At 36.9% G+C, this 26196-nt stretch carries 28 protein-coding genes and 4 pseudogenes; 15 read left to right on the top strand and 17 right to left on the bottom strand.

The features are described 5' to 3' along the window. Positions 1 to 148: 148 nt before the first annotated feature. Complete coding sequence (locus R4Z09_RS03000) at positions 149 to 586, bottom strand: Rrf2 family transcriptional regulator (RefSeq protein ID WP_338450912.1); 438 nt, start codon at positions 584 to 586, stop codon at positions 149 to 151. 175 nt (positions 587 to 761) lie between these two features. Here R4Z09_RS03000 and R4Z09_RS03005 point away from each other — a divergent pair, with 175 nt between their 5' ends. Next, entirely contained in the window at positions 762 to 1634 is an 873-nt protein-coding gene (locus R4Z09_RS03005; protein WP_338450913.1) for an SDR family oxidoreductase, read from the top strand. A gap of 46 nt (positions 1635 to 1680) precedes the next feature. Here R4Z09_RS03005 and R4Z09_RS03010 read toward each other — a convergent pair whose 3' ends face one another. Together R4Z09_RS03010 and R4Z09_RS03015 are read right to left on the bottom strand one after the other, a co-directional pair. After that, on the bottom strand, positions 1681 to 2532 hold the full coding sequence (locus R4Z09_RS03010; protein WP_338450914.1) for an SPL family radical SAM protein: 852 nt from the start codon (positions 2530 to 2532) through the stop codon (positions 1681 to 1683). Positions 2533 to 2646: 114 nt separating this feature from the next. Beyond that, positions 2647 to 2814: pseudogene (locus R4Z09_RS03015) on the bottom strand (glutathione-dependent formaldehyde dehydrogenase); the annotation flags it as partial. Positions 2815 to 2927: 113 nt separating this feature from the next. On the opposite strand from R4Z09_RS03015, the gene R4Z09_RS03020 reads away from it, so the two are divergent. From R4Z09_RS03020 to R4Z09_RS03030, 3 genes are all read left to right on the top strand, one after another. Next, positions 2928 to 3218 carry a hypothetical protein gene (locus R4Z09_RS03020; protein WP_338450915.1) on the top strand — a complete coding sequence of 97 codons (291 nt, stop codon included), beginning with the start codon at positions 2928 to 2930 and terminating at the stop codon, positions 3216 to 3218. A gap of 45 nt (positions 3219 to 3263) precedes the next feature. Beyond that, positions 3264 to 3707, top strand: coding sequence for an IS110 family transposase (locus R4Z09_RS03025; protein WP_338453190.1), 444 nt, complete (start codon positions 3264 to 3266; stop codon positions 3705 to 3707). Positions 3708 to 3787: 80 nt separating this feature from the next. Further along, positions 3788 to 4018 (top strand): transposase, encoded by a 231-nt coding sequence (locus R4Z09_RS03030; RefSeq protein WP_338450916.1) that lies wholly within the window; start codon positions 3788 to 3790, stop codon positions 4016 to 4018. A 719-nt stretch (positions 4019 to 4737) separates the two neighbouring features. On the opposite strand, the pseudogene R4Z09_RS03035 reads toward R4Z09_RS03030, so the two are convergent. Then, a pseudogene (locus R4Z09_RS03035) lies at positions 4738 to 5368 on the bottom strand (zinc-binding dehydrogenase); the annotation flags it as partial. Here R4Z09_RS03035 and R4Z09_RS03040 point away from each other — a divergent pair. After that, a pseudogene (locus R4Z09_RS03040) lies at positions 5366 to 5491 on the top strand (gluconolaconase); the annotation flags it as partial. The pseudogenes R4Z09_RS03035 and R4Z09_RS03040 overlap by 3 nt on opposite strands. 149 nt (positions 5492 to 5640) lie before the next feature. Here the strand turns inward: R4Z09_RS03040 and R4Z09_RS03045 are convergent. The 6 genes from R4Z09_RS03045 to R4Z09_RS03070 all read right to left on the bottom strand — a co-directional run bounded on the left by R4Z09_RS03045 (position 5641) and on the right by R4Z09_RS03070 (position 9192). Further along, positions 5641 to 5940 (bottom strand): spore coat protein, encoded by a 300-nt coding sequence (locus R4Z09_RS03045; protein ID WP_338450917.1) that lies wholly within the window; start codon positions 5938 to 5940, stop codon positions 5641 to 5643. A gap of 18 nt (positions 5941 to 5958) precedes the next feature. Further along, positions 5959 to 6153: a hypothetical protein gene (locus tag R4Z09_RS03050; protein WP_007083743.1), complete on the bottom strand. Its 195-nt coding sequence runs from the start codon at positions 6151 to 6153 to the stop codon at positions 5959 to 5961. 17 nt (positions 6154 to 6170) lie between these two features. Next, entirely contained in the window at positions 6171 to 7307 is a 1137-nt protein-coding gene (locus R4Z09_RS03055; protein ID WP_338450918.1) for a zinc-dependent alcohol dehydrogenase, read from the bottom strand. 18 nt (positions 7308 to 7325) lie between these two features. Beyond that, the gene (locus tag R4Z09_RS03060; RefSeq protein WP_101648872.1) at positions 7326 to 7694 is read right to left on the bottom strand and encodes a spore coat protein; all 369 of its coding nucleotides are present in this window, start codon (positions 7692 to 7694) and stop codon (positions 7326 to 7328) included. Positions 7695 to 7710: 16 nt separating this feature from the next. Continuing rightward, entirely contained in the window at positions 7711 to 7956 is a 246-nt protein-coding gene (locus R4Z09_RS03065; protein WP_024030851.1) for a hypothetical protein, read from the bottom strand. Between the two features lie 249 nt (positions 7957 to 8205). Beyond that, positions 8206 to 9192 carry a DUF3231 family protein gene (locus R4Z09_RS03070; protein ID WP_338450919.1) on the bottom strand — a complete coding sequence of 329 codons (987 nt, stop codon included), beginning with the start codon at positions 9190 to 9192 and terminating at the stop codon, positions 8206 to 8208. Between the two features lie 495 nt (positions 9193 to 9687). On the opposite strand from R4Z09_RS03070, the pseudogene R4Z09_RS03075 reads away from it, so the two are divergent. From R4Z09_RS03075 to R4Z09_RS03090, 4 genes and pseudogenes are all read left to right on the top strand, one after another. Beyond that, positions 9688 to 9903: pseudogene (locus tag R4Z09_RS03075) on the top strand (hypothetical protein); the annotation flags it as partial. Between the two features lie 32 nt (positions 9904 to 9935). Further along, entirely contained in the window at positions 9936 to 10130 is a 195-nt protein-coding gene (locus R4Z09_RS03080) for a hypothetical protein (RefSeq protein ID WP_338450920.1), read from the top strand. Then, on the top strand, positions 10102 to 10410 hold the full coding sequence (locus R4Z09_RS03085) for an alpha/beta fold hydrolase (RefSeq protein ID WP_338450921.1): 309 nt from the start codon (positions 10102 to 10104) through the stop codon (positions 10408 to 10410). Before R4Z09_RS03080 ends, R4Z09_RS03085 begins: the two co-directional genes overlap by 29 nt. After that, entirely contained in the window at positions 10407 to 10784 is a 378-nt protein-coding gene (locus R4Z09_RS03090; protein ID WP_338450922.1) for an alpha/beta hydrolase, read from the top strand. Before R4Z09_RS03085 ends, R4Z09_RS03090 begins: the two co-directional genes overlap by 4 nt. Before the next feature lie 192 nt (positions 10785 to 10976). Here the strand turns inward: R4Z09_RS03090 and R4Z09_RS03095 are convergent, their stop codons facing one another. From R4Z09_RS03095 to R4Z09_RS30980, 5 genes are all read right to left on the bottom strand, one after another. Then, positions 10977 to 12125, bottom strand: a complete 1149-nt coding sequence (locus R4Z09_RS03095; RefSeq protein ID WP_338450923.1) for an ArgE/DapE family deacylase — start codon at positions 12123 to 12125, stop codon at positions 10977 to 10979. Between the two features lie 332 nt (positions 12126 to 12457). Then, complete coding sequence (locus tag R4Z09_RS03100; protein ID WP_338450924.1) at positions 12458 to 14011, bottom strand: ABC-F family ATP-binding cassette domain-containing protein; 1554 nt, start codon at positions 14009 to 14011, stop codon at positions 12458 to 12460. A gap of 813 nt (positions 14012 to 14824) precedes the next feature. After that, a complete protein-coding gene (locus tag R4Z09_RS03105; RefSeq protein WP_338450925.1) occupies positions 14825 to 15025 on the bottom strand; it encodes a YbdD/YjiX family protein in 201 nt (66 codons plus the stop codon). 4 nt (positions 15026 to 15029) lie between these two features. Beyond that, positions 15030 to 17099 (bottom strand): carbon starvation CstA family protein, encoded by a 2070-nt coding sequence (locus R4Z09_RS03110; protein ID WP_338450926.1) that lies wholly within the window; start codon positions 17097 to 17099, stop codon positions 15030 to 15032. Positions 17100 to 17716: 617 nt separating this feature from the next. After that, positions 17717 to 17854, bottom strand: a complete 138-nt coding sequence (locus R4Z09_RS30980) for a helix-turn-helix domain-containing protein (protein ID WP_422392242.1) — start codon at positions 17852 to 17854, stop codon at positions 17717 to 17719. 100 nt (positions 17855 to 17954) lie between these two features. Here R4Z09_RS30980 and R4Z09_RS03115 point away from each other — a divergent pair, with 100 nt between their 5' ends. Then, positions 17955 to 19319 (top strand): reverse transcriptase domain-containing protein, encoded by a 1365-nt coding sequence (locus R4Z09_RS03115; RefSeq protein WP_338450927.1) that lies wholly within the window; start codon positions 17955 to 17957, stop codon positions 19317 to 19319. A gap of 444 nt (positions 19320 to 19763) precedes the next feature. Here the strand turns inward: R4Z09_RS03115 and R4Z09_RS03120 are convergent, their stop codons facing one another. Next, a complete protein-coding gene (locus tag R4Z09_RS03120; protein ID WP_338450928.1) occupies positions 19764 to 21167 on the bottom strand; it encodes a heavy metal sensor histidine kinase in 1404 nt (467 codons plus the stop codon). Between the two features lie 5 nt (positions 21168 to 21172). Continuing rightward, positions 21173 to 21847, bottom strand: coding sequence for a response regulator transcription factor (locus R4Z09_RS03125; protein ID WP_338450929.1), 675 nt, complete (start codon positions 21845 to 21847; stop codon positions 21173 to 21175). Positions 21848 to 22447: 600 nt separating this feature from the next. Between R4Z09_RS03125 and R4Z09_RS03130 the strand changes: the two genes are divergently transcribed. The 5 genes from R4Z09_RS03130 to R4Z09_RS03150 all read left to right on the top strand — a co-directional run bounded on the left by R4Z09_RS03130 (position 22448) and on the right by R4Z09_RS03150 (position 25926). Continuing rightward, positions 22448 to 23005, top strand: coding sequence for an iron transporter (locus R4Z09_RS03130; RefSeq protein WP_338450930.1), 558 nt, complete (start codon positions 22448 to 22450; stop codon positions 23003 to 23005). Positions 23006 to 23075: 70 nt separating this feature from the next. Beyond that, a complete protein-coding gene (locus R4Z09_RS03135) occupies positions 23076 to 23603 on the top strand; it encodes a hypothetical protein (RefSeq protein WP_338450931.1) in 528 nt (175 codons plus the stop codon). A 485-nt stretch (positions 23604 to 24088) separates the two neighbouring features. Continuing rightward, a complete protein-coding gene (locus tag R4Z09_RS03140) occupies positions 24089 to 24478 on the top strand; it encodes a thiol-disulfide oxidoreductase DCC family protein (protein ID WP_338450932.1) in 390 nt (129 codons plus the stop codon). 1068 nt (positions 24479 to 25546) lie between these two features. Next, positions 25547 to 25609 carry a hypothetical protein gene (locus R4Z09_RS30985; RefSeq protein WP_422392282.1) on the top strand — a complete coding sequence of 21 codons (63 nt, stop codon included), beginning with the start codon at positions 25547 to 25549 and terminating at the stop codon, positions 25607 to 25609. Continuing rightward, positions 25603 to 25926 carry a hypothetical protein gene (locus R4Z09_RS03150; protein ID WP_338453191.1) on the top strand — a complete coding sequence of 108 codons (324 nt, stop codon included), beginning with the start codon at positions 25603 to 25605 and terminating at the stop codon, positions 25924 to 25926. The genes R4Z09_RS30985 and R4Z09_RS03150 overlap by 7 nt, the downstream gene beginning before the upstream one ends. Positions 25927 to 26196 lie beyond the last annotated feature (270 nt).

Genomic DNA, 26196 nt, shown 5'->3' on the forward strand with positions numbered 1-26196 from the left:
CGATCACTTTGACCAATAAGGCAAAGGATAAAATGCGAGAGCTCGTGATGTGTGAGAGGCCGGGGGTTAGTCACCCCTCCAGCTCTATTATTTAATTCATTAAACGCCGGAAAAAATTAAAAGACATTCTATATGAATGCCCTTTATATTAACAGTCGATATTTGATTTTTTACCAATATCCTTAACAACATCCTCGAGCGTCACGTTACCCAATACTCTCTCCATTGCTAACTGTGCAGCTGAAAATATCGGCTCAATTGTGTTTTGGATGTGCCTTCCCACCGGACAGTCGGGGTTAGGATTTTCATGCATTCCAAACAACTCATTATCTTGTACAACATTAACAGCCTTGTATACGTCAAGGAGTGTAATTTCCGACATTTTCTTGGCAAGCTTGGCTCCTGCGATTCCTGGATGCACTTCGACCAATCCTGCTTTCTTTAACATCCCCATAAGTTTCCTGATTACAGCGGGGTTCGTGTTGACGCTTGAAGCCAGAAAATCGGAAGAGCTAATCCCTTCCTTATTAAACTCAATCAACGACAATATATGAATTCCTACAGAAAATCGACTGCTGATGGACATAAAGCATCCCTTCCGTTTGTAATTAATTCGATTACAGGTTTATTATACCTTAAAATCATGAAGAATAACAAAGGACAAACCGTTTTTTTGTTGACTTGACATATAGTTGTAATTATAATGATTACAGGTAATTAAATAAGTTACAACCTTAAGTGAATCTAGGAGGGACTTTTTTATGAAATTGTTAGTTACAGGCGCCACTGGAAAACTTGGAACAAAAATCGTTGATACCTTATTAAACACTGTCCCAGCTGAGCAAGTGGCTGTCAGTGTCCGTAACCCTGAAAAAGCTGCAGGATTAGAAGCCCGCGGAGTAGACGTCCGGCAGGGTGATTTTGACAGCCCGGAAACATTGGATACAGCATTTGCCGGCATCGACCGCTTGTTAATCATTTCTGCTGATGGGGACAATGAAACAAGAATCCGCCAGCATACAAACGCGGTCGCTGCTGCGGAGCGCGCCGGTGTTAAATTTATTGCTTATACAAGTATTGCTAATGCTCCAGAAAGCACTAATCTAATGGCTCAGCCTCATGTTGCTACTGAAGCAGCCATCAAGAAAACAGGTATCCCTTATTCATTTCTTCGCAATAACTGGTACCTCGAGAATGAAATTCCAACCATCCAGGCTGCCATGGCAGGGGCACCATGGGTTACATCAGCAGGTAATGGCAGGGTAGGCTGGGCAACGCAGCAGGATTATGCAGAAGCTGCTGCTGCAGTCCTTTCCGGTAATGGCCACGAAAACACAATCTACGAACTGTCAGGGAAGTTATTGACCCAGGAAGAACTTGTATCCGAACTGGGCAATGTCCTGGGTAAAGATGTCAATGTGCAGCAGGTGGATGACACTGCCTATGCTGCTATCATGAAAGATGCAGGTCTCCCTGATTTCATCATCCCGCTCCTAGTCGGCATTCAGGAAAGCATTCGGAACGGCTCTCTGGAAGTTGAAAGCAATGATTTCGAAAAGGTTCTGGGACGTCCAGCTACACCGGTCAAAGAGGCATTAACTGAAATTGTTAATGAAATTTCCCAGACAAAATAAACAAACAAAATTCAACCGGCCTTTCTTAAATAGAAATGGCCGGTTTTTATGTTAATGTATGTTTTAAAAGTGGGAAGGCTTCTTCTTTAGATACCCTTATGATGACACCAGGCAAATGTTTTCTAAAATATTTGGCCACACTTTGATGTATATCGTTACGGTACCATTTGGACAAACCCTGTTCTTCAAATAGTTCCGGCATACCAAGCCTCTCTGAACGTTTTCCAAAAGAACCATCGCCAGTCGAAAGTGTATCAATCCAGATTGCATCTGTAATTCCACTTAGTCTTTCGGGAAAATCAGGCGTAAACGGCAAAACGGGCGAAATAGCTGCCTGGGTAAAAATACCCGCATCATGGAGTTGTTTAAGAGCTTTTAACCGCAGTTTTATGCCTGGTGCAAGGGGGGCGAATAAACGCTTGATTTCTTCTCTATCTGTTTCGACAGTCATCGATACAAGAAGCCCGCATTTATCTTTTAACTTAACTAGCAGATCGATATCTCTTGTAATTAACGGCCCGCGTGTTTGGATTTGCACAAAATCCGGGGGATGTTGAACCATTTCCTCCAGAATAGACCTGGTTATAGCTGTTTTCCGTTCAATTGGCTGATAGGGGTCGGTTGCAGAAGACATAAAGATGTTACTGGGCTTGCCTTTCTTTCGAAGTTTCAACAGTTCTTCCCGATAATTTTCTGCGGCATTCTTTTTAATGTCCAACCACTCTCCCCAGGGAACATCCCTGAATTTTTGAATAGGCATTTCCCTGACATAACAGTATCGGCACGAAAAACTGCATCCGCTATATGGATTTAAGGAATGGGTAAAACCTACATCTAAATACCCGGTAGCTTCAGTTAGGATTTTCTTGGCACTAATTTCTCTTTGCTGAATTTGCATATGGTTAACTCCTTTAATATAGTGTAACTTATTTCTGCAAAAACGAGGAGAAATCAGTACTTTTCCGGTAATAAAAGAAAAAACCCAGTCTTAAACTCACTGGGCTGTCTGTTTTTATGGTTTTAATACAACTTTAATGCAATCTTCTGTTTTTGTGTCGAAAACCTCATATCCATGTTTAGCCTGATCGAGGGGGAGAACGTGTGTAATAACATCGCTAGGATCTACTTTTCCGGAATTGAACAGGTCATATAGGAAAGGCATATACGGAATAACTGGTGCCTAGTGTAGTAAATAGATAAAAGACCATAAAAAAGACCACCATTTTCATTGTAAAATAGAAGTACCTATCGCAGAACTTCCAATTACAAACCCCTCACCACAAGGAGATGAAAATGATGGCTTATCAATCATTGAACCACATTCAAGGAAAAAACGGAAGTCGATGGGCACAATTTGTTAGAGAAACAGGATCAGAGAATATGTTGATGGTGGCGATTGACGCTGCGAAGTATACACATAAAGCAATGATTTGTACTTTTTATGGGGATGTTTTAGTAAATCCTTTTGAGTTTGATTCTTCATTGACTGGTTTTGAAAAAGTAAAGGAACAAATCTTAGTCACAAAAGAACTCTATGGAATAAAGGCTGTTGTAGTTGGTGTTGAAACAACGGGGCATTACTAAGAGGATTTAGTTAGATGAAGCCATTCAGTAGGATACCATGTCAGAATTCTAAATGCAGCTACGACTACCCAGGAACGACAAGCTCTTTTAAATTGGTCAAAGACAGATAACTTGGACTTGATGGCGATTGTTCAATCCATGATTCATGGGAGGGGCACTTCTATTGAGTTATCTACTGGATCTGTACACAACCATCAGAAATTAACTCGTGCCCGTCGCGAATTGGTTGATGAAAGAACAGCTACACAAAACCTCATAAGAGTACATTTGGACCATATCTTTCGAGAGTTTCAGGGGAAAAGTGTATGGGTAAATGGCAAGCGTAAACACGTACAACCATTTTCTAAATTATTTGGGAAGGCTCCTCGTTATTTAATGAGGCATCATCTCCATCCCAGTGATGTTCTTTCTCTTGGAGAACAAGGTCTACGTAGCTTTCCATTCGTGAAAACCTTAAAATTCGAGATACAAGCATTGAAATATTATTAGACTTTGCCCAAAACTCAATTTCCCAGCCAAAGGAGTTCGTAGAGGCGAATCAATTTCTTTTTAATCAAGGTTTGGATTGTTTGGACTTATTGGATGACCAAATTAAGTTACTAGAAAGAAAAATAGAGGATTTATTCGTTCAAACTGAGGGCGCTGTTATCCTTAGTGTTCAAGGAATAGGTGTAGTCACAGGTGCTGAATTATACGCTGAAATGGGGGATATTTCTGATTTCGATCATGCAGGTCAATTAATTAAAATGGCAGGGACAAATCCAATTGTAAAGCAATCCGGAGTATTAAGGTGTTTCTAAACAAGGAAGAAAAAGCTTTAGAAATATTACTTACCAGGTTGGAAAATCCTTAGCTGTAAATAACCCTGAAATGAAAGAGAAATATCAGGCCCTAAAAGATCGAGGGAAGCACCCTCGGCAAGCGTATATTGCACTTGGAGATTCGTCTAGCCTTTTCGATGATACGGCATCAGACACTATTCCGCACAAACCAACCAAACTATGTCCTATTTGATGAAATAAGTAAAAAGCCGCATAGGCCAAATGTAAAACAGTTCTTTGAAAAATTCGTAAGGCCAGTGATTCCCCAACAGTCTGCTTAGGAAGAGTGCACAAAGTTAGTTAACAGTCAGACCTAGGGTCTGAAGATAATGTTTCTCTACAATTCGCCTAATAATCTAGATAATTTTTGAAATACTGTTAGTTAGTATGTCTCACAAGTGAAGTTACTTTTAACAAAAATGGGGCCCCTCTAGGACGTTAGATCACATTGAACTTCGTGCCTGAGGCTCCAGACCTCGCGGGTCAGCGTTATGGATCTTGTCCTACAAGTACGAATAATACGTGAAAAGCTAAGTTTATACTTTAGGCTGTATCCTCTGTAGGATGAAAACGCAAGATCCTTTCACGTTCTAGAGGGGTCCTAAAAAATACTGTGATAGTTGAACCTTCAAAAAAAATCGAAATATGGGGTTTTACTTAAGGTCGGTCTTTATTTATGAATATTTATCCCTTGACCTATTTAGCATTATACACTGTCCCATTTTTAAATCGATATTTCTCTGGAACAAGTCTCCAAGCGGAAAAGCATTGTATCGTCCTCCATAAACGCCTGTTATTTGGATGGTAACGCCTTTTCTAACCGCCTGGCTGGCAATTACGATCGCCTCCATCGCTCCGCCCTGAAGCTTCAGTCCGCTTGCAAGAAATTCCATTTCGGTCCACTTTCCATCCATACCGACAGCATCGATGACTATATCTGCTCCGCCCTTTGTAATTTCCTTTAGGTACTGACCGGTGTTTTCATGCTGTTCAAAGTTCACAATCTCAACCTTGTTGTGTCTCTTGGCATGCTGCAGCCGGTAGTCAATGTAATCTGCAGCAATAACCCTTTTTGCTCCTTTGTACCAGGCAAATTTTTTGGGCAAGCAGTCCAACCGGGCCGCAACCAAGCACTATGACTGTATCTCCCTCTTTGACGCCGGCATGGTCTACCGACCAATAGGCGGTTGAAGCTGCATCGGCAAGTAAACAAAGCTTTTCATCTTCAACTTCGCAAGCTTCAGGAATTTTAAAAGGCGTAAAGTTTCCGTAAGGGACACGCATTTGCTCAGCTTGCCTGCCAGCATAGCCGCCAGTAAGTTCAGAGTGTATGTCATTGTGAACCAATTACATCGGCAGGCCAGATTTCATTATGGAAGAGATTTACGAGAAAAACCTTATAGTTTACTTCATATGAAAATTGGCGAATTACCTGCTCCGACCTTTTCATAATAAAAATAGTCAATTAATTTTCTTTATATAGTGGAAAACAAACACGAGTAAGCAAAAAGTATTAACTGTATTTACTTCTGCAAAAACAACTCAAAATGGTTTAATAGGAACAGTTTAATTGGTGAGTGTTAAACTGTTCTAGAAATTTTTTATAATGTCGGTAAATTCAATGCTGTATTGATATTATTTAAATCCAAACTGATCTGTTCGTTTGTATCCCAAGCATGGTACCATCCTTTTTCTACCATATATGCGGATATTTGTTCATGCATATCAAGAGCTTCCACTAAATGGCGAGTGAGCATTTCTTTAATTTCCGGTGTTCCTGCCTCCGTAGCTGCCATGGCATAATTTCTAACTCCACTTTTAGCTGAAATGAGTAGGTCCATTGCAACGACTTGATCCGATAGTCCGTCCATGCCAGTTAAAGTTTCAATGATTGGATTCATGTTCATTCATCTCCTAATTTACTGCTTAGCGTTGGAAAGGATAGAAGCATATTCTTGTAATTGTCTCGTAGATACATCAATGTCTTGCTGCATAATATCTTTTAATAGCTGATCTGTAACTAACGCTTTCATCGTTTTGGACTTAGTCAAACATGTGGTCTTAAATGCAGCCATCTCATGGACCTCAAGAACTTCATGTAAGGCGTAGTTCATTTTTCATACCTCCTTCCTTAAGGTTTCAACACGACTTTTATACATTCATCCATTTTTGTGTCAAAAATCTCATAGCCACGCTTTGCTTCACTAAGTGGAAGTACATGACTCACGACATCTCCAGGATCAATTTTTCCTGTCGAAACTAATTCAAACATATATGGCATATAGTGGATGACAGGTGCTTGCCCAGAGCGGATATTGATATTTCGCTGCATAATATCTCCAAGAGGGAAACCATTATATCTGCCGCCGTAAACGCCAGTAACTTGAATTGTCCCGCCTTTACGCACTGCTTGTGAAGCCATGATAAACGCACTTAATGCTCCGCCTTGAAGCTTCATTCCGCTCGCAAGGAACTCCATATCAGTCATTTTACCGTCCATACCAACTGCATCAATGACAACATCAGCGCCGCCCTTCGTCATTTCTTTCAAATGCATTCCCACATTTTCAAACTTTTCGAAATTTACAATTTCAACTTTGTTGGTACGTTTAGCGTGTTGCAAACGATAGTCTACATAATCTACGGCAATGACACGCTTAGCTCCTTTTAGCCAACAGAATTTTTGAGCAAAAAGACCAACCGGACCACAGCCAAGAACAATAACGGTATCTCCATCCTTTACGCCTGCATTGTCAACACTCCAAAAACCAGTAGTCATCGCATCGGCAATAACTGCTAACTTTTCATCTGGTTCTTCACAAGTCTCTGGAATTTTAAAATGAGTAAAGTTGGCAAACGGCACTCTTAAATATTCAGCTTGCCCACCTGGATAGCCCCCCGTCGTACCAGAATATCCGAAATAGGCACCCATATCACCATTATCATTAGAATTATCACATTGGCTTTCCAAATGGTTTTTACAAAAAAAGCATTCACCGCATGCTATATTAAAGGGAATAATTACTCGATCCCCCTTTTTTAGTTTAGTCACACCTGGACCTACTTCTTCGACGATTCCCATCGGTTCATGGCCAATAACATAGTTTTCTTGCAGGTTAGGAATCATGCCATGAATTAAATGTAAATCAGAACCACATATAGCTGTACTCGTTACTTTAATAATCATGTCATCTGGTTTTTCAATCTTTGGATCTGGAACTTCTTTGACTACAACATTTTTAATACCTTGATACGTTACCGCCTTCATTGGTTACAGCCTCCAGTGTTAGTGTTCATCAGGTGTCCGGTCAAACATACCTTTTCTATTGGTCTCAACAGGAAATAGATTCATTTTGCCAATCATCAAAGTATTGTTGGCAGAGAGTTGGTCTAATTGATATTGTTCACTTAATTCGTATGGATGGAACCATTTTTTACTAATCATTAATTCTGTAATTTCTTGGTGCATGGCAATCCCTTGCATTAACTGGTTTCGTAAGAGGGTTCTAACATCAGGTGATGCGGACTCCGTTAATGCAACCGCAATATTGCGCACACCTTCTTTGGCACGAAGAAGTAAATCCATCGCAAATGTGGTATCTGCTAGCTCTGGTACGTGTAGCGAGTTTATAGGGTCTAAATAGTCATTGTTCAATGAATTTGCCTTCCTTTCAATTTATTATTGGTGTTGGCCGGTTTTGAGGAACAGGCGCTTCAAAAGGTGCGCGTTGATAAATTGCCTGTAATTCTCCAAGCGCTTGCATGGATTGTTCAACATCTTTTTGCATTAATGCTCTTAAATCATGATCAAATACCAGTCCTTGCATTAGTTTTGATTTCGCTAAGCAAAGGGTTTTAAAATTAATAACTTCGTGTAGATCCAATGACTCATGATCGGCTAATTTTTGAATATCCATTTCTAATTACCCTCCTTTTTACTACAATGGTATTATTCCAAGTATAGGAGGAAACATTCTAAAATATTTTAAGGTAAGGTATTTTGAATGTTTGGAATATTTGTGAGGTGGAGAAAATTCATTCAGCACAAAAACACTATTTCAGCAATATGTACTTGCTTGGATAATTGATAAGAACACGAGTTAAAACCCCTTCAGTCTCAAGGGGTTTTGTGTACTTCTTAAAATCGCAGTTATGGTGAAGTTTCACTAAGATAATTCTCGTCGATCAACGGAACTTGGAGGTTCCTCAAACCATCCATTGGCAATCAGGATATTTGCGTAGTCTTCCGCAAGCTTGACATCCCTTGCGATGGCAGACGAATATTTGAGCCCGAGGTCGCGCCTCATGGAGCCGGATAAGGCGGTTCCATAATAAGCCATGGCAGCTTGAATTAAAAATGCACAATGGAACATCATCAATTTATCCGAAAATGGCGCAATCTGAGAATCTGTAACATGGGTGTCCCATGTGATGGCAGAACTGATGAAGTCTTCATGAAGGATGGTAGTAAAAATTTCAATATGTTCAGCTGCCACTTGTACCACTTCCTCCATGAATCGGCGAATCTCTTTTAATTTGGCGGTTTGGCTGAAACCGAGAGCCAAGTCTTTAGTCAATATGGTTTTCTGCAAATTAAAATAAAGACTGGAGATTTCTATTGTATTCAATGGGCGTTGGTGCCCAAACCAGCCGGCTAAAAAGTTTTGTTTTTCCGCAAATTCGATTTTTTCCGGAAGCGCTATAGTGGGGGAACGTTCCATGAAACCTTTCGATTGCAGCACGCCCAACGTAGTTTCGTACAATTCATAAGATTCGTTGTATGTTTCGAAATAGAATTGACGAACGTCCCGCCTGCGGGAAGCGGTGATTCCAAGTGAATAAGCGGTCAATCCGTGTATCGACATTTGGTGCAGATAGAACAGCCAGAGTTCATCTGAAAACAATCGTGGTGCGTTTAAATGGACATCTTCCTCTGTAAATCCTTTGGGAATCGGAAAATGTTCCTGATTGAAAATGGCGGCGATTTTTTGAACAATGTTCTCTGCTATATTCAAAGCATTGCAAAAAGCAGCGTTAATTTCTGGATCTTGAATAGTTTGCAATGCATATTTGTTTACGCATAGAGCCATCGTGTTATTCATATAGGGAGTCCATAAATTCGATACATCGAGTGCAACTATTTTTTTCTCCATTGCAATCCTCCACAATTTTTTAAATCTAATTCATGCTAATAACCAACGCAGTTTTACAGAAATGTACTTTAAATGTTAGGCTTCTATTTTTTATTGGTTTTTATGTATTTTAGTCACAAAGTTTCCATCCAACCAAAGTCAGTCGGCATGGTGTTTCTCCGCTGGCACATCAATTTCATCCGGATGCAACATCTTAGGTAATAGAACTAAATCAAGGAAATAAATTTGTAAGAAGGTAATTCAACTTTTTTCAAATGAAAAAAAGATAGTGAAGAAATGTACTTAAGCCATTTTACTTTGGTAAGCACTACAGAAAACTATCTCTCACTGGGTTCCAATTCCAAAGATCGATAGTGAAAAGCCTGAAGATCAAGAGCTGATTAAAGTCCTAACAAATGGCCGCCAAGAAATTGAGCAGCTTGACGAATATTTGAACACGCGCAAAACACGTGTGACAAGTTTGAAATCAGGACCGGTTAATGAGAGTGGGATCGTGAATTTTTACGATTGATTATAGAAAAAGACTATCAGGCACTAAAACAATGGGGCCCTGATTTTATCGAGGAAAATGGCGGCAATGGCGGTCAGGAAATTCATAACTGGCTTGTGCTGCTAGGAATTCTCAATGGATTTGAGCCAGAGGTTGCTTGTTATGAGCCTATTCCAGAATGGGTAACAGGAATGGGTGTTGTGAAGTTTCATAGAGTATAAGATATTTTTCAAATAAACGAGGAGGATGTTGTATGTCAATTTGGACAGGTTTAGCGGATATAGCATTTAAAAACTATTTTGTGGATGCAAATGGAATCAAAACGAGAGTATTAGAAGCAGGAACTGGGGAGCCGCTTATTTTGCTTCATGGAACTGGCGGTCATATTGAGGCTTATGCTCGAAATATCAGAGGCTTGAGTGAAACATTTCCGTGTGATCTGCATTGATATGGTCGGTCATGGTTACACAGATAAGCCTGATCGCCCTTATGGAATTGATTTCTATAGCGACCATTTATTATGGGTTATTCAAGCTTTAAATCTGAAGGAAGTCTATCTTTCTGGAGAATCTTTAGGAGGCTGGGTCGCAGCCTGGTTTGCAGCCCATCATCCTGGAATTGCCAAAGCACTCGTTTTGAATACCCCTGGGAACGTCAACAACAATCCTGAAGTGATGGCGAATCTAAAACGGTTAAGGCTGTTCTTGAAGCAAACTATGAAAATGTGAAAACAAGACTTGAATGGTTAATGTATGATAAAAGCCAAGTTACTGACGAGCTAATTGAAACAAGGTACAACATCTATACACAGTCATCTTACCAAAAAGCGGTTCATCAGATTGTTTATCTTCAGGACATTGAAGTTAGAAAACAATACAGTTGGGACCCCTCTTGGTGCGGAAAGATTAATGTTCCAACATTATTAGCATGGACAGATCATGACCCAACCTCTACAGTCGAGGAAGCAAAACCCATTCAAGAGATGATTCCAGGCAGTGAATTAACCGTCATTAACGAAGCCGGGCACTGGCCGCAATGGGAAAAAGTTAAAGAATTTAACAGAGTCATTATTGTCTTTTTTAGTAAAATTCCCGTGAAATAAGTTTTGATATTTTCACCCAACTTTGTTTGATAGTACAAGTGTAGAACCCTGTACTATCAAAGTTCTTTTTACCATTTAGAAGAAAGAGGTTTTTGAACATCTTTGTTCAAATTGAGGGTTAAATAAAAACCAAAGCAAAAAGAGATGACCACCAAATGGTAGTCACCTCTTTTTGTTTAAAAAAATCTCTTTTTATTTCGCTAAGCCTAAAATTAACTCTTTATAGATATCGAAGAATGCAAAGTAGTAATCTTTGTAGACATATTCATCTATTTTGTGTGCCATTTTTGTTTCGCCTGGACCAAACATCATGAATGGAAAGTCTTCATCTTTACCTCGTAATAAGTTTGATGCATCCGTCACCCCTGGCGAGCCTTTAACAGAAATTTCTAAACCTAAGTGTTTTTTACCAAGTTCTTTAGCAAGATCAACCATTTCAGACTGTCCTAAAGTGAAAACACTTGGTAATGACATTGTCACTTCAACATTAATATCAGAGCCTTCTTTATTATAATTGTTAGCTGTTGTGTTGAATAAGTCAATCACTTCATCGTTATCAAATTCTGGAATAGTACGCACGTTTATTTCAGCTACTGCTTTTGCTGGAACTGAGTTTATTTGGTTCCCTGCATTAAAAATAGTTGTACTCATAACCAATTTATCTAGAACTTCATTTTTACGATCATCGCCATTCAATTTTTTGTCTAGTTCTAATAGATATTCCATCAATGGATTAATCGCGTTATAACCTTGGTCAGGCATAGAACTGTGTGCTGCTTCACCAATAGACGTTACACGCAAGTTGAGTGATCCTTTGTGAGAGTAAATAATTGTGTCATGAGAAGGTTCGGCTACCCATAGATAATTTACATCATCCATATAGCCTTCTTCGTATAATTTTTTAGAACCTGCACCGCCGACTTCTTCACCAGTAGTTGCCATAAAACGGACAGTACCATTTTTCAGTTCATTATTTTCTTTGAGTTCAATCATCACTAAAGCAAGGTTTACTAAACCTGCTTTCATGTCATTTGTTCCACGTCCGTATAATTTTCCGTCTCTTTCTGTCAATGTGAACGGATCTGAAGTCCACTCGTTTTCATCACCAGGAGAAACGACATCCATATGACCAGAAACGCCAATGACTGGGCCACCGCTTCCAATTTCAGCTACTAAGTTAACACGAGTGTCTGTAACTGGAACAATTTTAGATTCAATGCCGTATTCAGCAAATAAATCTTTCAAGTAATTTGCCACTTCAATTTCGTTTTCATTTATAGACCTAATCGCTATAATGTCAGATAAAATCTTTACCTTTTCTTCTTCTGTAAAATGTTTCATTCTAAAGCCCTCCAAAACTTTTGCTGTCTATCCAATACAACTTTATTTTACCCAAAAGTCCATTAATAAGAAGGTAATGGAGCATCAAAAGCAGGTTCAGCATTAACCACTAAGCAGGATTAGGTTTCAAAAGTTTTGAACTAGGATTTATCGAATATTTTCTTTCAACTGGAAATGTAGGAAATAGGGAGGGGGATTTTTATAAGAATATTGCAAAATTAATATTGATATAGATAGAAGCTCATTTCTAACTTCAGTTTGGTTTTATTAATAATTTTAGATGGCTTATAAAAAGGGGTACCCAAGTTCAGTGGGTACCCCTTAATCTTTATTTAAAACACTTTCGTTGTCCAATCCTCACAATTCCAAATATCGGTCGCAATTTCACGATAGAAATCAGGTTCGTGGGATACCATCAAGATACTTCCGCGATATGCCTTTAAAGCACGCTTCAATTCTTCTTTTGCGTCAACATCCAAGTGATTGGTAGGTTCGTCTAGTATTAATAAATTCGTTTCTGTGTTAATAATTTTACACAATCGAACTTTAGCTTTTTCGCCACCAGAAAGGACTTCGATTTTACTTTCAATATGTTTCGTCGTTAATCCACATTTTGCAAGAGCAGCACGGACTTCAGCCTGATTCATACTTGGGAACTCGCTCCAAATCTCTTCAATACAAGTATTGTAGTTGGACTGTTTAACTTCCTGCTCGAAGTAACCGATGTATTGATACTCACCACGTTCCACTTTACCCGAAATTGGATTAATCAACCCAAGAATACTTTTTAATAGAGTAGACTTACCAATACCGTTTGCACCGACGAATGCAATTTTTTGTCCACGTTCCATTTTCAAGTTCAGAGGTCGAGAAAGTGGTTCATTGTAACCAATAACAAGATCTTCAGTTTCGAAAATCCAACGACTAGATGCACGAGCTTCTTTGAAATTAAACTCTGGTTTCGGTTTCTCTTTCCCCAATTCAATAATTTCCATTTTGTCGAGCTTCTTTTGACGAGACATCGCCATATTACGAGTCGCAACACTTGCCTTGTTACGAGCAACGAAATCTTTCAACTCAGCAATTTCTTGTTGTTGGCGCTTGTAAGCAGACTCTAGCTGTTGCTTCTTCATTTCATATATTTTTAAGAAGTTATCATAGTCACCAGCATAGCGATTCAACTCTTGGTTTTCCATGTGATAGATCAAGTTTACAACATTGTTCAAGAATGGAATATCATGTGAAATCAAGATAAATGCATTCTCATATTCCTGTAAATAGCGCTTCAACCATTCGATATGCTGTTCATCCAAATAGTTCGTAGGCTCGTCTAGTAATAGGATTTCAGGCTTTTCTAGCAAAAGCTTAGCTAGCAGAACTTTCGTACGTTGCCCACCGCTAAGATCATCTACATCTCGATCGAGTCCAACATCGTCTAATCCTAGACCACGAGCAACTTCTTCAACTTTTGAATTAATTTGATAGAAATCATTACTATCTAAAGTTTCTTGTAGCTCTCCAACTTCAGCAAGCATAGCATCGATATCAGCACCTTCATCACCCATTTTTGCATAAAGCTCATTAATCTCTGCTTCAGCATCAAATAGATATTGAAAAGCCGTACTCAAAGCTTCACGCATCGTAGTACCTTTTTGAAGTACAGCATGCTGATCTAAATAGCCAACACGAACCTTTCTTGACCACTCAACTTTCCCCTCGTCGGGTTGCAACTTCCCAGTAACAATATTCATGAAGGTTGACTTACCCTCACCATTTGCTCCAATTAGTCCAACGTGCTCTCCTTTTAAAAGTCGAAAAGACACATTATTAAAAATCGCACGATCACCGAAACCGTGACTTAAACTTTGTACGTTTAATACGCTCATTTTTTTAACTCCTTATCTAATGTCACATGAGGTTATCTTACTAGATTATGGCTGTTTTTTCTATCTTGAAGTTATTTTTGTGAAAAATGTAATTTGATTTTTGGGCAGATATTAAGCTGCCGTTTCTTAATTAAATGAGGTTATGGAATAATATTTACTTGAGGTTATCGCAATAGGTCAGAGTCTATTATACAACCGAACTAGGAGGTAAGATATGAAGTTTTCCTATGTGGGAATAGTTCTACAAAAAATGAAAGAATTGGTAGAGTTCTAAACTAATATTTTTTAAAAGCAAGTAGTTAGTTTTGCGAAAAGGTCTTAGTGTTTCCAGATCATAACAAATCACTAACAATGACAAAGGCTAAATCACTTGAGATTTTTGATATGGACTTATTTTTAAAACTAGTTGAAAAAATGACGGTGTTTAAAGACAAAAAAGTAGTTGTAACTCTACTTGATTGCACAGAAGTTGAGTGCCAAATTGAATAAAGGCTTGGAATTCTAATCTCCAAGCCTATTAATATCTAATAGATACACTACAATCCTTTTAAGCTTACCATGGTAGATTATCATCAAAATCAATAACCTCGGGCGGTTGTACAAATTAATCTGTTATAAATGAATTTTCTACTGGTGCTGGTCCACCATCACCACAACTTGGACAAATAACGTACCATTTTCTTCGACTTTCGACTTTAGATGGTAGTTGTTCATATGTTTAATGAGTTTATGATGATTAGAGCTATTATTGGAACGGCAGCCAATAGTCAATAATTGGCATGCCGTCCAATTGAATTAATTTTAATGAAAAGCTTAACAACATCTACTAACTTTTCCACCTTTAGCATTATAGCGCTCGTCTTGAGCTTGGCAGAAAAATTCTTTTCTAGACTTAATCGGTCCACCTGGATGATGTTTTTTCATATGTTCAACATAGGTTTCGTAACAAGGTACACCTACTAACAGGCTAAAAAACTGTTTACGGTAACTGAGTACTTTCTTGAGCCATTCCATTCAGCTATGCCTCCTTATGAATACTTTCTCTAGAAATATAAGGACTTTCATGTAGATCCATTTTTTGTTTTTTCAATATTTTAATCCATATCCGGATGGCTGAAATTAATACTGTAATAACGACTGCCATAAAGATTGCACAGAGTGTTGCATCAATATAATCATTAAACATTATTTGACGCATTTCACCCATATCCTTTGCAGGTGCTAAAACTTCCCCGTTATTATACGCGTCTCGGAATTTCATGGCGTGGGATAAAAATCCGATTGCTGGATTGGAATGGAAAAGCTTCTGCCAGCCTGCTGTTAATGTGACAATAAGCAGCCAAGCTGTTGGAATAAGTGTAATCCACGAATATTTGATTTTTCCCATTTTAAATAGAATCGTGGTACCGAAAATTAATGCAATGCCAGCAAGCATTTGGTTCGAGATACCAAATAGCGGCCATAACGTGTTGATTCCGCCTAATGGGTCCACAACCCCTTGATATAAGAAATATCCCCAAGCACAAACACTTAGTGCAGTTGCAATAATATTCGGTAACCATGCTTCTGTATTTGCAAACGGTTTGTATGCTGTTCCGATAATTTCTTGAATCATGAAGCGGCAAACCCGTGTCCCGGCGTCAATTGTGGTTAAGATGAATAAGGCTTCAAAAAGAATTGCAAAATGATACCAGAATGCCATTAGTGCTTTTCCGCCAATCACTTGAGAAAAAATCGTTGCCATCCCAATAGCAAAGGTCGGAGCGCCGCCTGTACGAGATAGAATGGTTTCTTCCTCAATATCACTACTTATTTCTGTTAGCATATCTGGTGTTATGGTGTAACCCCATTGGGAAATTGTATTTGCAGCGCTCGTAACATCAGTTCCAATGACAGCTGCGGGGCTATTGATGGCAAAATAAACGCCAGGTGTTAATACACAAGCAGCAATCAGGGCCATAATTGCAACGAATGATTCTGTTAACATGGCACCGTAACCAATTGGCCGTGCATGGGTTTCACGTTCAATCATTTTAGGTGTAGTTCCTGATGAAATCAATGCGTGGAAACCGGAAACAGCACCACAAGCAATGGTAATAAATAAAAATGGAAACAAATTTCCTGAGAAAACCGGGCCTGTACCGTTGACAAATTCCGTAACGGCAGGCATTTCAAGGCTTGGCATCGTAATGAAAATTCCAATTGCCAAACCTGCAATCGTCCCAATTTTTAAAAATGTACTTAAGTAATCGCGAGGAGCAAGTAATAACCAAACCGGTAATACAGCTGCAACGAAACCGTAAATAATCATTAAGATGGCAATAGTTTCACCACTTAAATTAAAGATTGCCGACAGTCCTGGATGTTGGCCGATATATCTTCCAAAAATCAGTGAAAATAGTAATAAAATAATACCTAAAATAGTAGCTTCACCGATACGACCAGGACGGATAAACCGCATATAGATTCCCATTAAAATTGCAATTGGAATGGTAGATGCAACAGTAAATAATCCCCATGGACTACCTATTAAAGCTTTAACCACAACAAGACCTAGAACGGCAAGCAAGATGACCATGATTCCTAAAATACCAATCATGGCAATCACCCCGGTTACTTTCCCCATTTCATCCTTAATCATTTCACCAAGGGATTTCCCATTGCGTCGCATAGAAGCAAAAAGAATGATAAAGTCCTGAACCGCTCCTGCAAGAACGACTCCAACAACAATCCATAATGTTCCGGGCAAATATCCCATTTGTGCAGCAAGAATCGGCCCTACAAGAGGCCCTGCACCTGCAATGGCTGCAAAGTGATGACCGAACAAAACTATTTTATTTGTTGGCACATAGTCTTTTCCATCATTATTAATTTCACTTGGCGTTTTACGATTATCTTCTAGTTCAAAGACACGTTTGGCCATGAATTTGCTATAAAACCGATATCCAATCGCATAAACGCAAATCGCAGCAGTTATCAACCAAATGGAATTGATAGATTCACCCTTGTTTAAAGCTAAGATCCCAAAGCTCACAGCCCCCATTGCTGAAATTAATCCCCAAATGACAAATGATTTAAACGGCTTCAATACATCCACCTACCTTATAAATGGATTAAATATTAAATATTTTCTGATAATATTTAATATTTCCCAAATTATACCACCATCAAAAATATATTTGCAATATGCTGTTCATATTAATTCATAATATTTACAGAGCGGATGGTACAGACGTATTGCAATCAAGAGCATTGTTGAAAACAGAGAGTGTACCGGTGAATTCTTTTCTAGACAGTATCCCGAAATGTTAAAATTATAAGCCGAACATTTAATAGGAATTAAAACTAAGAAACAATGAACATTTAAACGTATTAAGTAGAAAATACTTCAAGCAAGTTTTTTTCTCGCCACCAAATGGACAATTGATTTTAATTATATGGAGGACGGTATACTTTAATAAAATAAACACCACTACATCTCATTTTGTTATTTTTGTATTTTTACTACCGCCAGCACTCTACCCATGTTGAGTGCGTTGCGCAACTCATGTTAAAGTTGTAATTAAAAATAAACATTATAAATTTAAGGAATTAACTCCATATCCATAATGAATTAGCCGAGAGAAGTTCTCGGCTAATTCATTATGGATATGGAAGGAACAAACTAAATGACCATTTGAGCGATACGCATTGATTTTTGATTGATTAGGAAGTTATAAATAATGTTCGAAAAGTAAAGGGGGTCATCCCTACATTTTTTTTAAAACATTCAATAAAATGAGATGGTGTAGAAAAACCGCAACTAAAAGCAATATTTTCAATTGATTCTGTAGTATCTATCAAACTTTGCTTGGCAAATTTTAAACGTAAACTAATGATATATTGATGTGGACTTACAGTTAATTATCTATATGACATTATTACATCCAGAGAACACATTTTATTGTCCTATCGAACCATAAAATCCAATAAAGGGTCGAAGACTCCAGGAACATACGGAAAGACCATCAATGATATTGAAAAACTGTCAGAGTTGGAATTAGTAACAGAGATTCAAAACAAACTAAAAAACTATCGCCCGCAGAAAGTCAGACGAAAACTTATTGAGAAAGATAACGGGAAATTGAGACCCCTTGGGATTCCCTGTATTCTTGACCGAATTATACAACAAAGTTTTAAACAAGTACTCGAACCCATAGTAGAAGCTCAACTCTATAACCATAGTTATGGATTTAGACCTCTTCGGTCTACTCATCATGCAATGGCAGGAGTTCAATCCCTTATTAATAAGGCATCACTTCATTATGTCGTCGATATTGATATTAAAGGATTCTTCGATAATATTAACCATACATTGCTTATCAAACAACTATGGAATTTGGGTATTCAAGACAAAAAAGTCTTAGCGTGTATATCCAAAATGTTAAAAGCTGAAATAGATGGTGAGGGACTGTTGTCTCCGTTACTTTCAAATGTCGTACTCAATGACTTAGACCAGTGGGTAGCCAATCAGTGGGAATTCTTCCCTTTGAACAAACCCTTTAAATCTAGGGTAGGCGAACTTCTAGCTAAGAAACGCACCAATCTAAAAGAGGATTACTTGGTACGTTATGCAGATGACTTCAAAATTCTCTGCCGAGACTGGAGAACTGCTCAGAAGTGGTATCATGACGTAAGGCAATATTTAAAAGAACATCTGAAATTAGAAATCTCACTGGAAAAATCACGGATTATCAATTTACGAAAACATCAATCAGAATTCCTAGGATTTACAATTCGTGCGAATAAAAAAAGAAACAAGAGAGTAGCGCATACGGGAATAAAAACTAACAAAAAGCAAAAAATCAAGGCTGAGGCCAAAAAGCATATTCTAAAGCTGAATGCCTCACCGTCGTCACAAAACGCACTACTTTTTAATAGTTTTGTTTTAGGAATCCACAACTATTTCAATCGAGCAACGCATGTCAATATTGAGTTCTCACGTTTAGCCTACGATCTGCGAACCTTTATGTACAATCGTCTTAAATCTGTCGGGAAATATGAACATCCCTCTAACCCACCACCAACTTACAAAAAATTTTACAGTTTGGGTTTCAAAACCTTTAAAATAGCCAATGTATATCCGAAACATCTTGGTGGAAATGATAAATTTAACAATTTGCGTATTCTCCACAAAGAGGTACATAAATTAATCCATCAAACAGATAAACAGACGATTGATAAACTCATAAATAAACTCGGCATTACTATGCCAATGGTTAAAAAGATTAATATATACCGTGAACAATGCGGACTGGAATTAATCTAATAACTCCTAATTATACGAGGAACATGGAACTTATAATCTAGTAGATATCGTTAGATGGAGCGCGGAATGCAGGGAAACTTGCACGTTCCGTGTGGAGCAAGGGAAAAGCCGGAGATTACATCAAACGCTTACCTATTGCTGACACTTTAGTGGAACAACTTTATTATCTGTTTTAATTTAAGAAGTAAAGCTGAACTTAATTTTTAAAGAACTTTAAAGGAAGGTACTGCAATTTAGTAGTGCCTCTTTTACGTTTTAAAAATTAAATTTAAATGACCATTATTATTTCTATTCAAATGGGTTATCCAAGCTGAACATCAATGAATATATTGTTAAGATCTACAGGTAGGTCTATCCATAATGGTAAAGAAAATTGAAGGGTATCATACCCCCATTTTTGTTATCATTAACAAAAAGTAGGGGTGATGGAAACTTTATCTTTGTTCAATTATTAAGAATAGGGACCGTAACAATCACTCTAGTTCCTTCATCTGGTTTGCTACGAACCTCAATTATTCCTTTATGTGCTTCTACAATCCATTTACATAAAGATAATCCTAATCCTGTCCCTCCTTGACTTCTTGATCGGGAATCATCCACCCGATAAAATCGCTGAAAGATAAAAGGCAAGTGTTCCGCAGGAATCCCGATCCCCTGATCAGTCACTTCAATATGGATAAATTTATCTTCAGTGTATACCTTAATTTCCACTGCTCGACCTTCTGGGGTATATTTAATCGCGTTTTCCATGAGATTAATGAATAACCTTCTCAAAAGATCTTCATCCCCGTATAGAATAAATGGTTGCGGTATCTGAAAAGACAACTCAATCTGTTTCTTTGCGATCATGGACGATAAATGTTTGTTAACAGATTGGAATAAGAGGGTTCCATCTATTAGATTTCGCTGTATCTGATTTTCATTTGAAGTATTTCTTGATAAAAATAGGAATTTTTCCACCATCTCAGATAAGTAGATAACCTCTTCTAGAACGGTAAGAAGGACACGTTTATATTCCTCTTCAGAGCGGGATCTAATCAAAGCCACATCCAGTTCTCCGCGAATAATTGTTAAGGAAGTGCGAAGTTCATGGGAAACGTCCGAAGTGAACTGTTGGATTTGAGTAAAAGAGTCCTCTAGTCTGTCAATCATGCCATTAAGCGTTTTAGATAACTTCTGCAATTCATCTTCTGGCCCTTCAATAGGCAGCCGTTCGTGTAAATTGGTTGCCGTAATGGTATTAGTCGTTCTGATGATTTGATGAATCGGCTTCAAAGTTTTTTGCGAAATCAACAATCCCATCACGATTGATATTCCTAGGAATGCAAAATTACCAATGATAATAATGTTCTGCAACTGATCAATGGCAAAATGCCGTATCCTGTCGTTTGTAGCCACTGTAATTCTGTATGTCAATTCATTTTGTGATAGTAGTTGCATGGACATCGCACGAAGCGGTATTCCATTTAGCTCGGGATCCCAGCTGAAGGTATTCTCGTCTATCTTCTTTAAACTGTCTGAATCGTTGATATGTTGACCGTACAAATTGCTAGATTCTGCAATGATTTGCCCTCGTTCATTTTCAATTTGCCAATAGATCTCTTCTTGGTTTACCTTTTCAAAACCTGACAATCGGTTGATGTGTTGTTCGATTTTAGAATACGAATCCCCTTCCTCCAAATAATAGGCAATCATACCAAGTTCTCGGCTAAGCATCGAATCGACTTCTTTGGTAAGCATATCAGAAAATGTCGTATATAAAAATCCACTAAATAGGAATAAAATGAACATCAGCATCATCGAATGCCAAATCGCAATTCTCCACCCGATACTTTTTAAAAACTTCATGATGGTTATTCTTCTCCTTTGATCATATAACCTACACTATAAATCGTTTGAATTAGTTTTAAATCAAAGTTCTTATCGATTTTATTCCTTAAGTGATTAATATAAACATCAACCACATTCGTTCCTATATTATAAGCATCCATCCAAACACGTTCTAGAATCAAAGTTCGGGACAAAATCCTACCAGCATTTCTCATCATAAATTCCAAAATGGCATATTCCTTATTGGAAAGGGAAATACAGATTCCCCCTCGGGTCACATCTCTCGTGGAAGGATTCAATGTAAGGTCAGCTAATTGTAAAAGAGGTGATACCTTCTCTTGATTACGTCTTAGCAGACTACGTATCCTGGCTAAAAATTCTGAAAACGCAAAAGGCTTTGTCATATAATCATCCGCTCCTAAATCAAGTCCCTTTACCTTATCTTCTATAGAATCTTTGGCACTGAGGATGAGAATAGGAACAGTTATTCCATTTAACCTTAACTCCTTAATTAATCGAATCCCATTTTTCATTGGAATCATAAGGTCGACAATGAGCAGATCATAATCTTCCATATAAACCAGTTCAGAAGCCATTTCACCATCATTCGCCACATCTACAATATAATTGTTTTCTTTTAGCCCTTGTGATATAAAACGAGCTACTTTTATCTCATCTTCGACCAATAGCAATCGCATTTGATTTCCTCCAAGAATTCCCTTACATCAAAATATGATAATGATTATCATTATCGATAAATATATCCTAGAATAATAGGTTTGGTCAATACAGTAATCGTTTCCATATAAGATAAAAAACAGTCTCTCTAAATAAGCAGCATTGTTATTTCTTCGTGAATTTTATTATATAAATTGAAAAATAATCTATTAATAGAAGGATTAAGATCAATTAAATAGATAATCACTATCAAATTGATGATTTGACTTGAATATGATGATTTATACCTAGATTAATGAAGTTAAAAACAAAGTCATATGGTGGGCATACTGTAAAGGTCGGGTAAAAAATTAAATTTTTTTAATTATTATTTAAAGTTTTTTTAATTACTTTTTTGTAGTATAACAACAACGCAAATAAATGATAATGATTATCATTATTATTTATTCTATCTATACTAAATGGGAGGAATGTAAGATGAATCAGGAAGTAGTTATTATAAATAAAGTATATTCATAGATAAAAATATTCTTGTTAAACAAGAAAATAATGAGAGTCATTACTCTTTCAAGAATGACATCATCTTTAATACACATTAGTTCATTTACGGAGGTAAACCCATGAAAAAGTTAATATTATTATTTTTTGTATCATTAGTAATTTTATTATTATCGACTGCATGCACCAATCAGGGCGATAAGGGTTCTGAACAACAGGAAAAACATGAACAACATGAAGAAGTTGGAGAAGATGTAACGATTGGTCAGGTAAATAAAAATGGAATGGAGATTAATGCTGTTTACATGCCTCATTCAGTTAAAGTAGAACCTGTAGAACATGGAGGGAAAGAAGGTAATATTCACTTAGAAGCAGATATTCATGCAACGGAGGATAATACTTTTGGCTTTCATAAAGGTGAATGGATTCCATATCTAACCATTAAGTATGGAATACGCAATATAGATACAAATAAGGTGGTAGAAGAAGGGCAACTTTATCAAATGGTGGCTGGTGATCCCCATTATGCCTCAAATGTTTATATTCCTGAATCAGGTAATTACGAATTAACATATGAGATTAGCGCACCTGATTTAGCTCGTCACGCTGAAGATGTTAAAGGTTTCTATGAACCTATGAAATTTAACTGGAAATTCAAGTTTGAGGAATCTAAAGAATAGTCAAATCATTAACATTAAAGTACAAATCCAAACTTAACACGAAAAAGTAAATTTAGTAAGAGGTGACAATATGAAAAAATTAGTCCTAAAATCTTTAGTAGTACTCATGAGGGTATTATTTGGACTAGGTTGGTTGTTAGCAGGATTTACAAAAATTACAGGTAAAACTGGGGAAGTATCATGGTTTGACCAACCCAAGGTGTTCCTTACTGAATATTTGACAAAAGCATTGGATAAGCCTAATGTACCAGAATTTTATAAGAATTTTATTGATGGAATAGCTTTAAGTCATGTACCGTTTTTAAATTACACAATACCCATTACACAAATCATTATGGGTCTATGCTTAATAATTGGCTTTATGACATTACCTGCTATTTTTATCTGCTTATTTATGCAAATTAATTTCATCCTTTCCGGTAATATGAATTTGATTAGCTTAACTCTTTATACGTCTGCATTTGGATTGTTATTCTTTAGGAAAGATGCTTTGATTTTAAGTTTAGACCGATATTTAAAAATTGAAGATTTCTTCAAAGAAAAGAAATTTAAAGATGTAAGATGGAATGGAACAGAGGAAACCTTGCTTCAAAAATAAGAAAATTATGTTTTTGGATCACAACAATATGAAAAACAGGTTTAACTTTACTTTTGCTTAATCAAATGGGGTAGCGCCAGAGTTTTGACAAATTACAAGTTAAAGTCAGAAATCTTCTATAAAATAGGGTTTACTTTATTGATAATACATTGATTGATGTTTTTCAATGGTTTTAAATGTTTCATATACATGTAAAAAAAGTAAAATCCTTAGCTTCTTTGTTAAAATTTCAGTATTTATTAATTTAAATTGCTTAGTGTTGTAAATCCGCATTTTTCTATATCTACCCAAAAAACAATTTAATAGATATGTTGAAGGTAATCTATTAGTAATACTCCACGAGGCAAGCCCGTGGGGTTTTTTGAAACAAATTCTATAACCAGGTGAATAGAAATTTTTAAACTTCAATTAGGCTTATTTTTATGTCAGTTCTTTCAAGAAGGAAGAACTTATAAAATCAATAATCTTTAGTAAGGTGATGAAAAATGGCTATTATCTTATTTGATGGTGAATGTCATGTTTGCGATAAAAGTGTTGAATTTATCATTAAAAGAGACCCAGACGGTTATTTTCATTTTGCATCACTACAAAGCGAGGTAGGGCAAAATATTTTATATTATTACAGAGTAGAAAGGAACATCGATAGTTTAGTATTGATTGATCATAATCAATATTATCAGAAGTCGACTGCTGCCCTAAAAATTTGTAGGAATTTAAAGGGATTATCAAAATTTTTTTATATCTTACTAATAATACCCTTACCAATCAGAGATTTTTTCTACAAAATTATCGCTAAGAACCGTTACAAATGGTTCGGTAAAAAAGATATTTGCATGCTTCCGTTACCAAATGTTAAAAAAAGATTTTTAGACTAACAACGACTTTTATTCTATATGGATTTTTATGAAACTAAATAAACTTACTAATTTAAACTTACAACCATTCTTGATGTTTTATATTACTTACTCGTTTCTGTTATTTGGACTGGATATAGGGTTGGAAAGAAGATACTGGAATCCGCATTGCCAAAGTGAATGGAGAAAAACTAGGCATAGGTGCGATGCTGATGCGTACTCTTTTAGCCGGAATTATTTATGTTGTAACTCTTTGTATTCACTCATGTTAAATATGTTACAGAGTAGTGGAAATATGGGCGGCATGATGTAATAAGATACGGTCAAAATCGTCTTGTTTTTCTTTTTGTATTAAATTGTGATTAATCAGTCTCAGGGGATCGCGATTCAATACAGCCTATTATACCTTCTTTTTCCAAACAGAACTGTACAATAGATTACTTGTTTAACTTGACGGGGCAAGGCTAAAAATATTTGTCCATAAAAAAACCTATATATAGGGTTAAATTAGGTGATACCTTATACTAGCTGATAATCGAATTCTTATCCTTTAAAGACCAGGGAGAAATTAAACGGGGGACGTCCCTAATCTTATTTTTGCATTAGCTTAATTAAAAATAGGATAGGGACGTATTTTCTTTCTAAAATGAATAGTGTTCTTAATAAGTGCCGCGAATCTAATCTATTACCTTTTCATTGTAAAACTTATTGAGTTTTTCTTGTTCTTCCTTCGAAAAGGATGAAGCATCTAATGCTTGCAAATTGCTGTCGATTTACTGCACATTTTTGAAACCTGGAATTACAGAGGATACTTCCTTTTGATCTAAAATCCATCGCAGTGCAGCACTAGCCATTGATGGTCTTCCTTCTGCTATCCATTTTAGTTGATCTGCCAGTTCAACTCCATTTTTAAATGCTAGGCCTGCAAATGTTTCTCCTACATTATAAGCTTCCCCATTTTCATTGAAACGGCGATGGTCGTTTTCTTCAAAAATGTGTTCTGGGAAATCCCCATACCACAGTTACTTATACTATTAATAATGCAAATGAGTTAGTAGTAATTATAAAGCTGCTTCTGATAAAAAAACGATTGTAAATTTAACCAACCATTCTTATTTTAATTTAAGTGGAGATTATAAAAAAACATTTTAAAAAGTGATCAGTTTTTAGAACTTGACTCAGACCTTAACCCGACTGGATGGGTATTATCTGTGCAAGGAACCGTTTTTGATTTTCGCTTTGGTCAGAAAATATCAGAGGGAATTGAATCAGGTCATCCACAAACGAAACTAGTAGGTTTGGGATATGACCATCCATTTCTTCTTAATCTAAATCATGATAAGGAAATTGTAGTGTTGGATAGAGAGAGTGGACGGAAATTAGAAGTGGAAACAGACGAACCAAGTGTGGTTGTTTATACAGGAAATATGTTAACAAATGATTTTTCAAATAAGAGGGAAACAGTCTGAAAAATATATAGGACTTTGTCTTTAGACACAAAAACCTCCTAGTATGATGAACAATCCACTGTTTTCTTTCTTCATATATTATAGAGCCAAACAATATCTATCGTTCAAGAACCAAATACAGTTTTAAAATGATGGAGTAATAAGTATTGTTCAAAAGAAGAGCGGTAAAAATAGTTAAGTAGAAGCAGGAATCAAATTTGGTTTCTTCTTTATTTAATTATTGCAAAGACTCCATTCTCTATATGATTATCATAGAAATTTATCTTGAAT

It is taken from the genome of Niallia oryzisoli (assembly GCF_036670025.1).
GTDB lineage: Bacteria > Bacillota > Bacilli > Bacillales > Cytobacillaceae > Bacillus_BD > Bacillus_BD oryzisoli.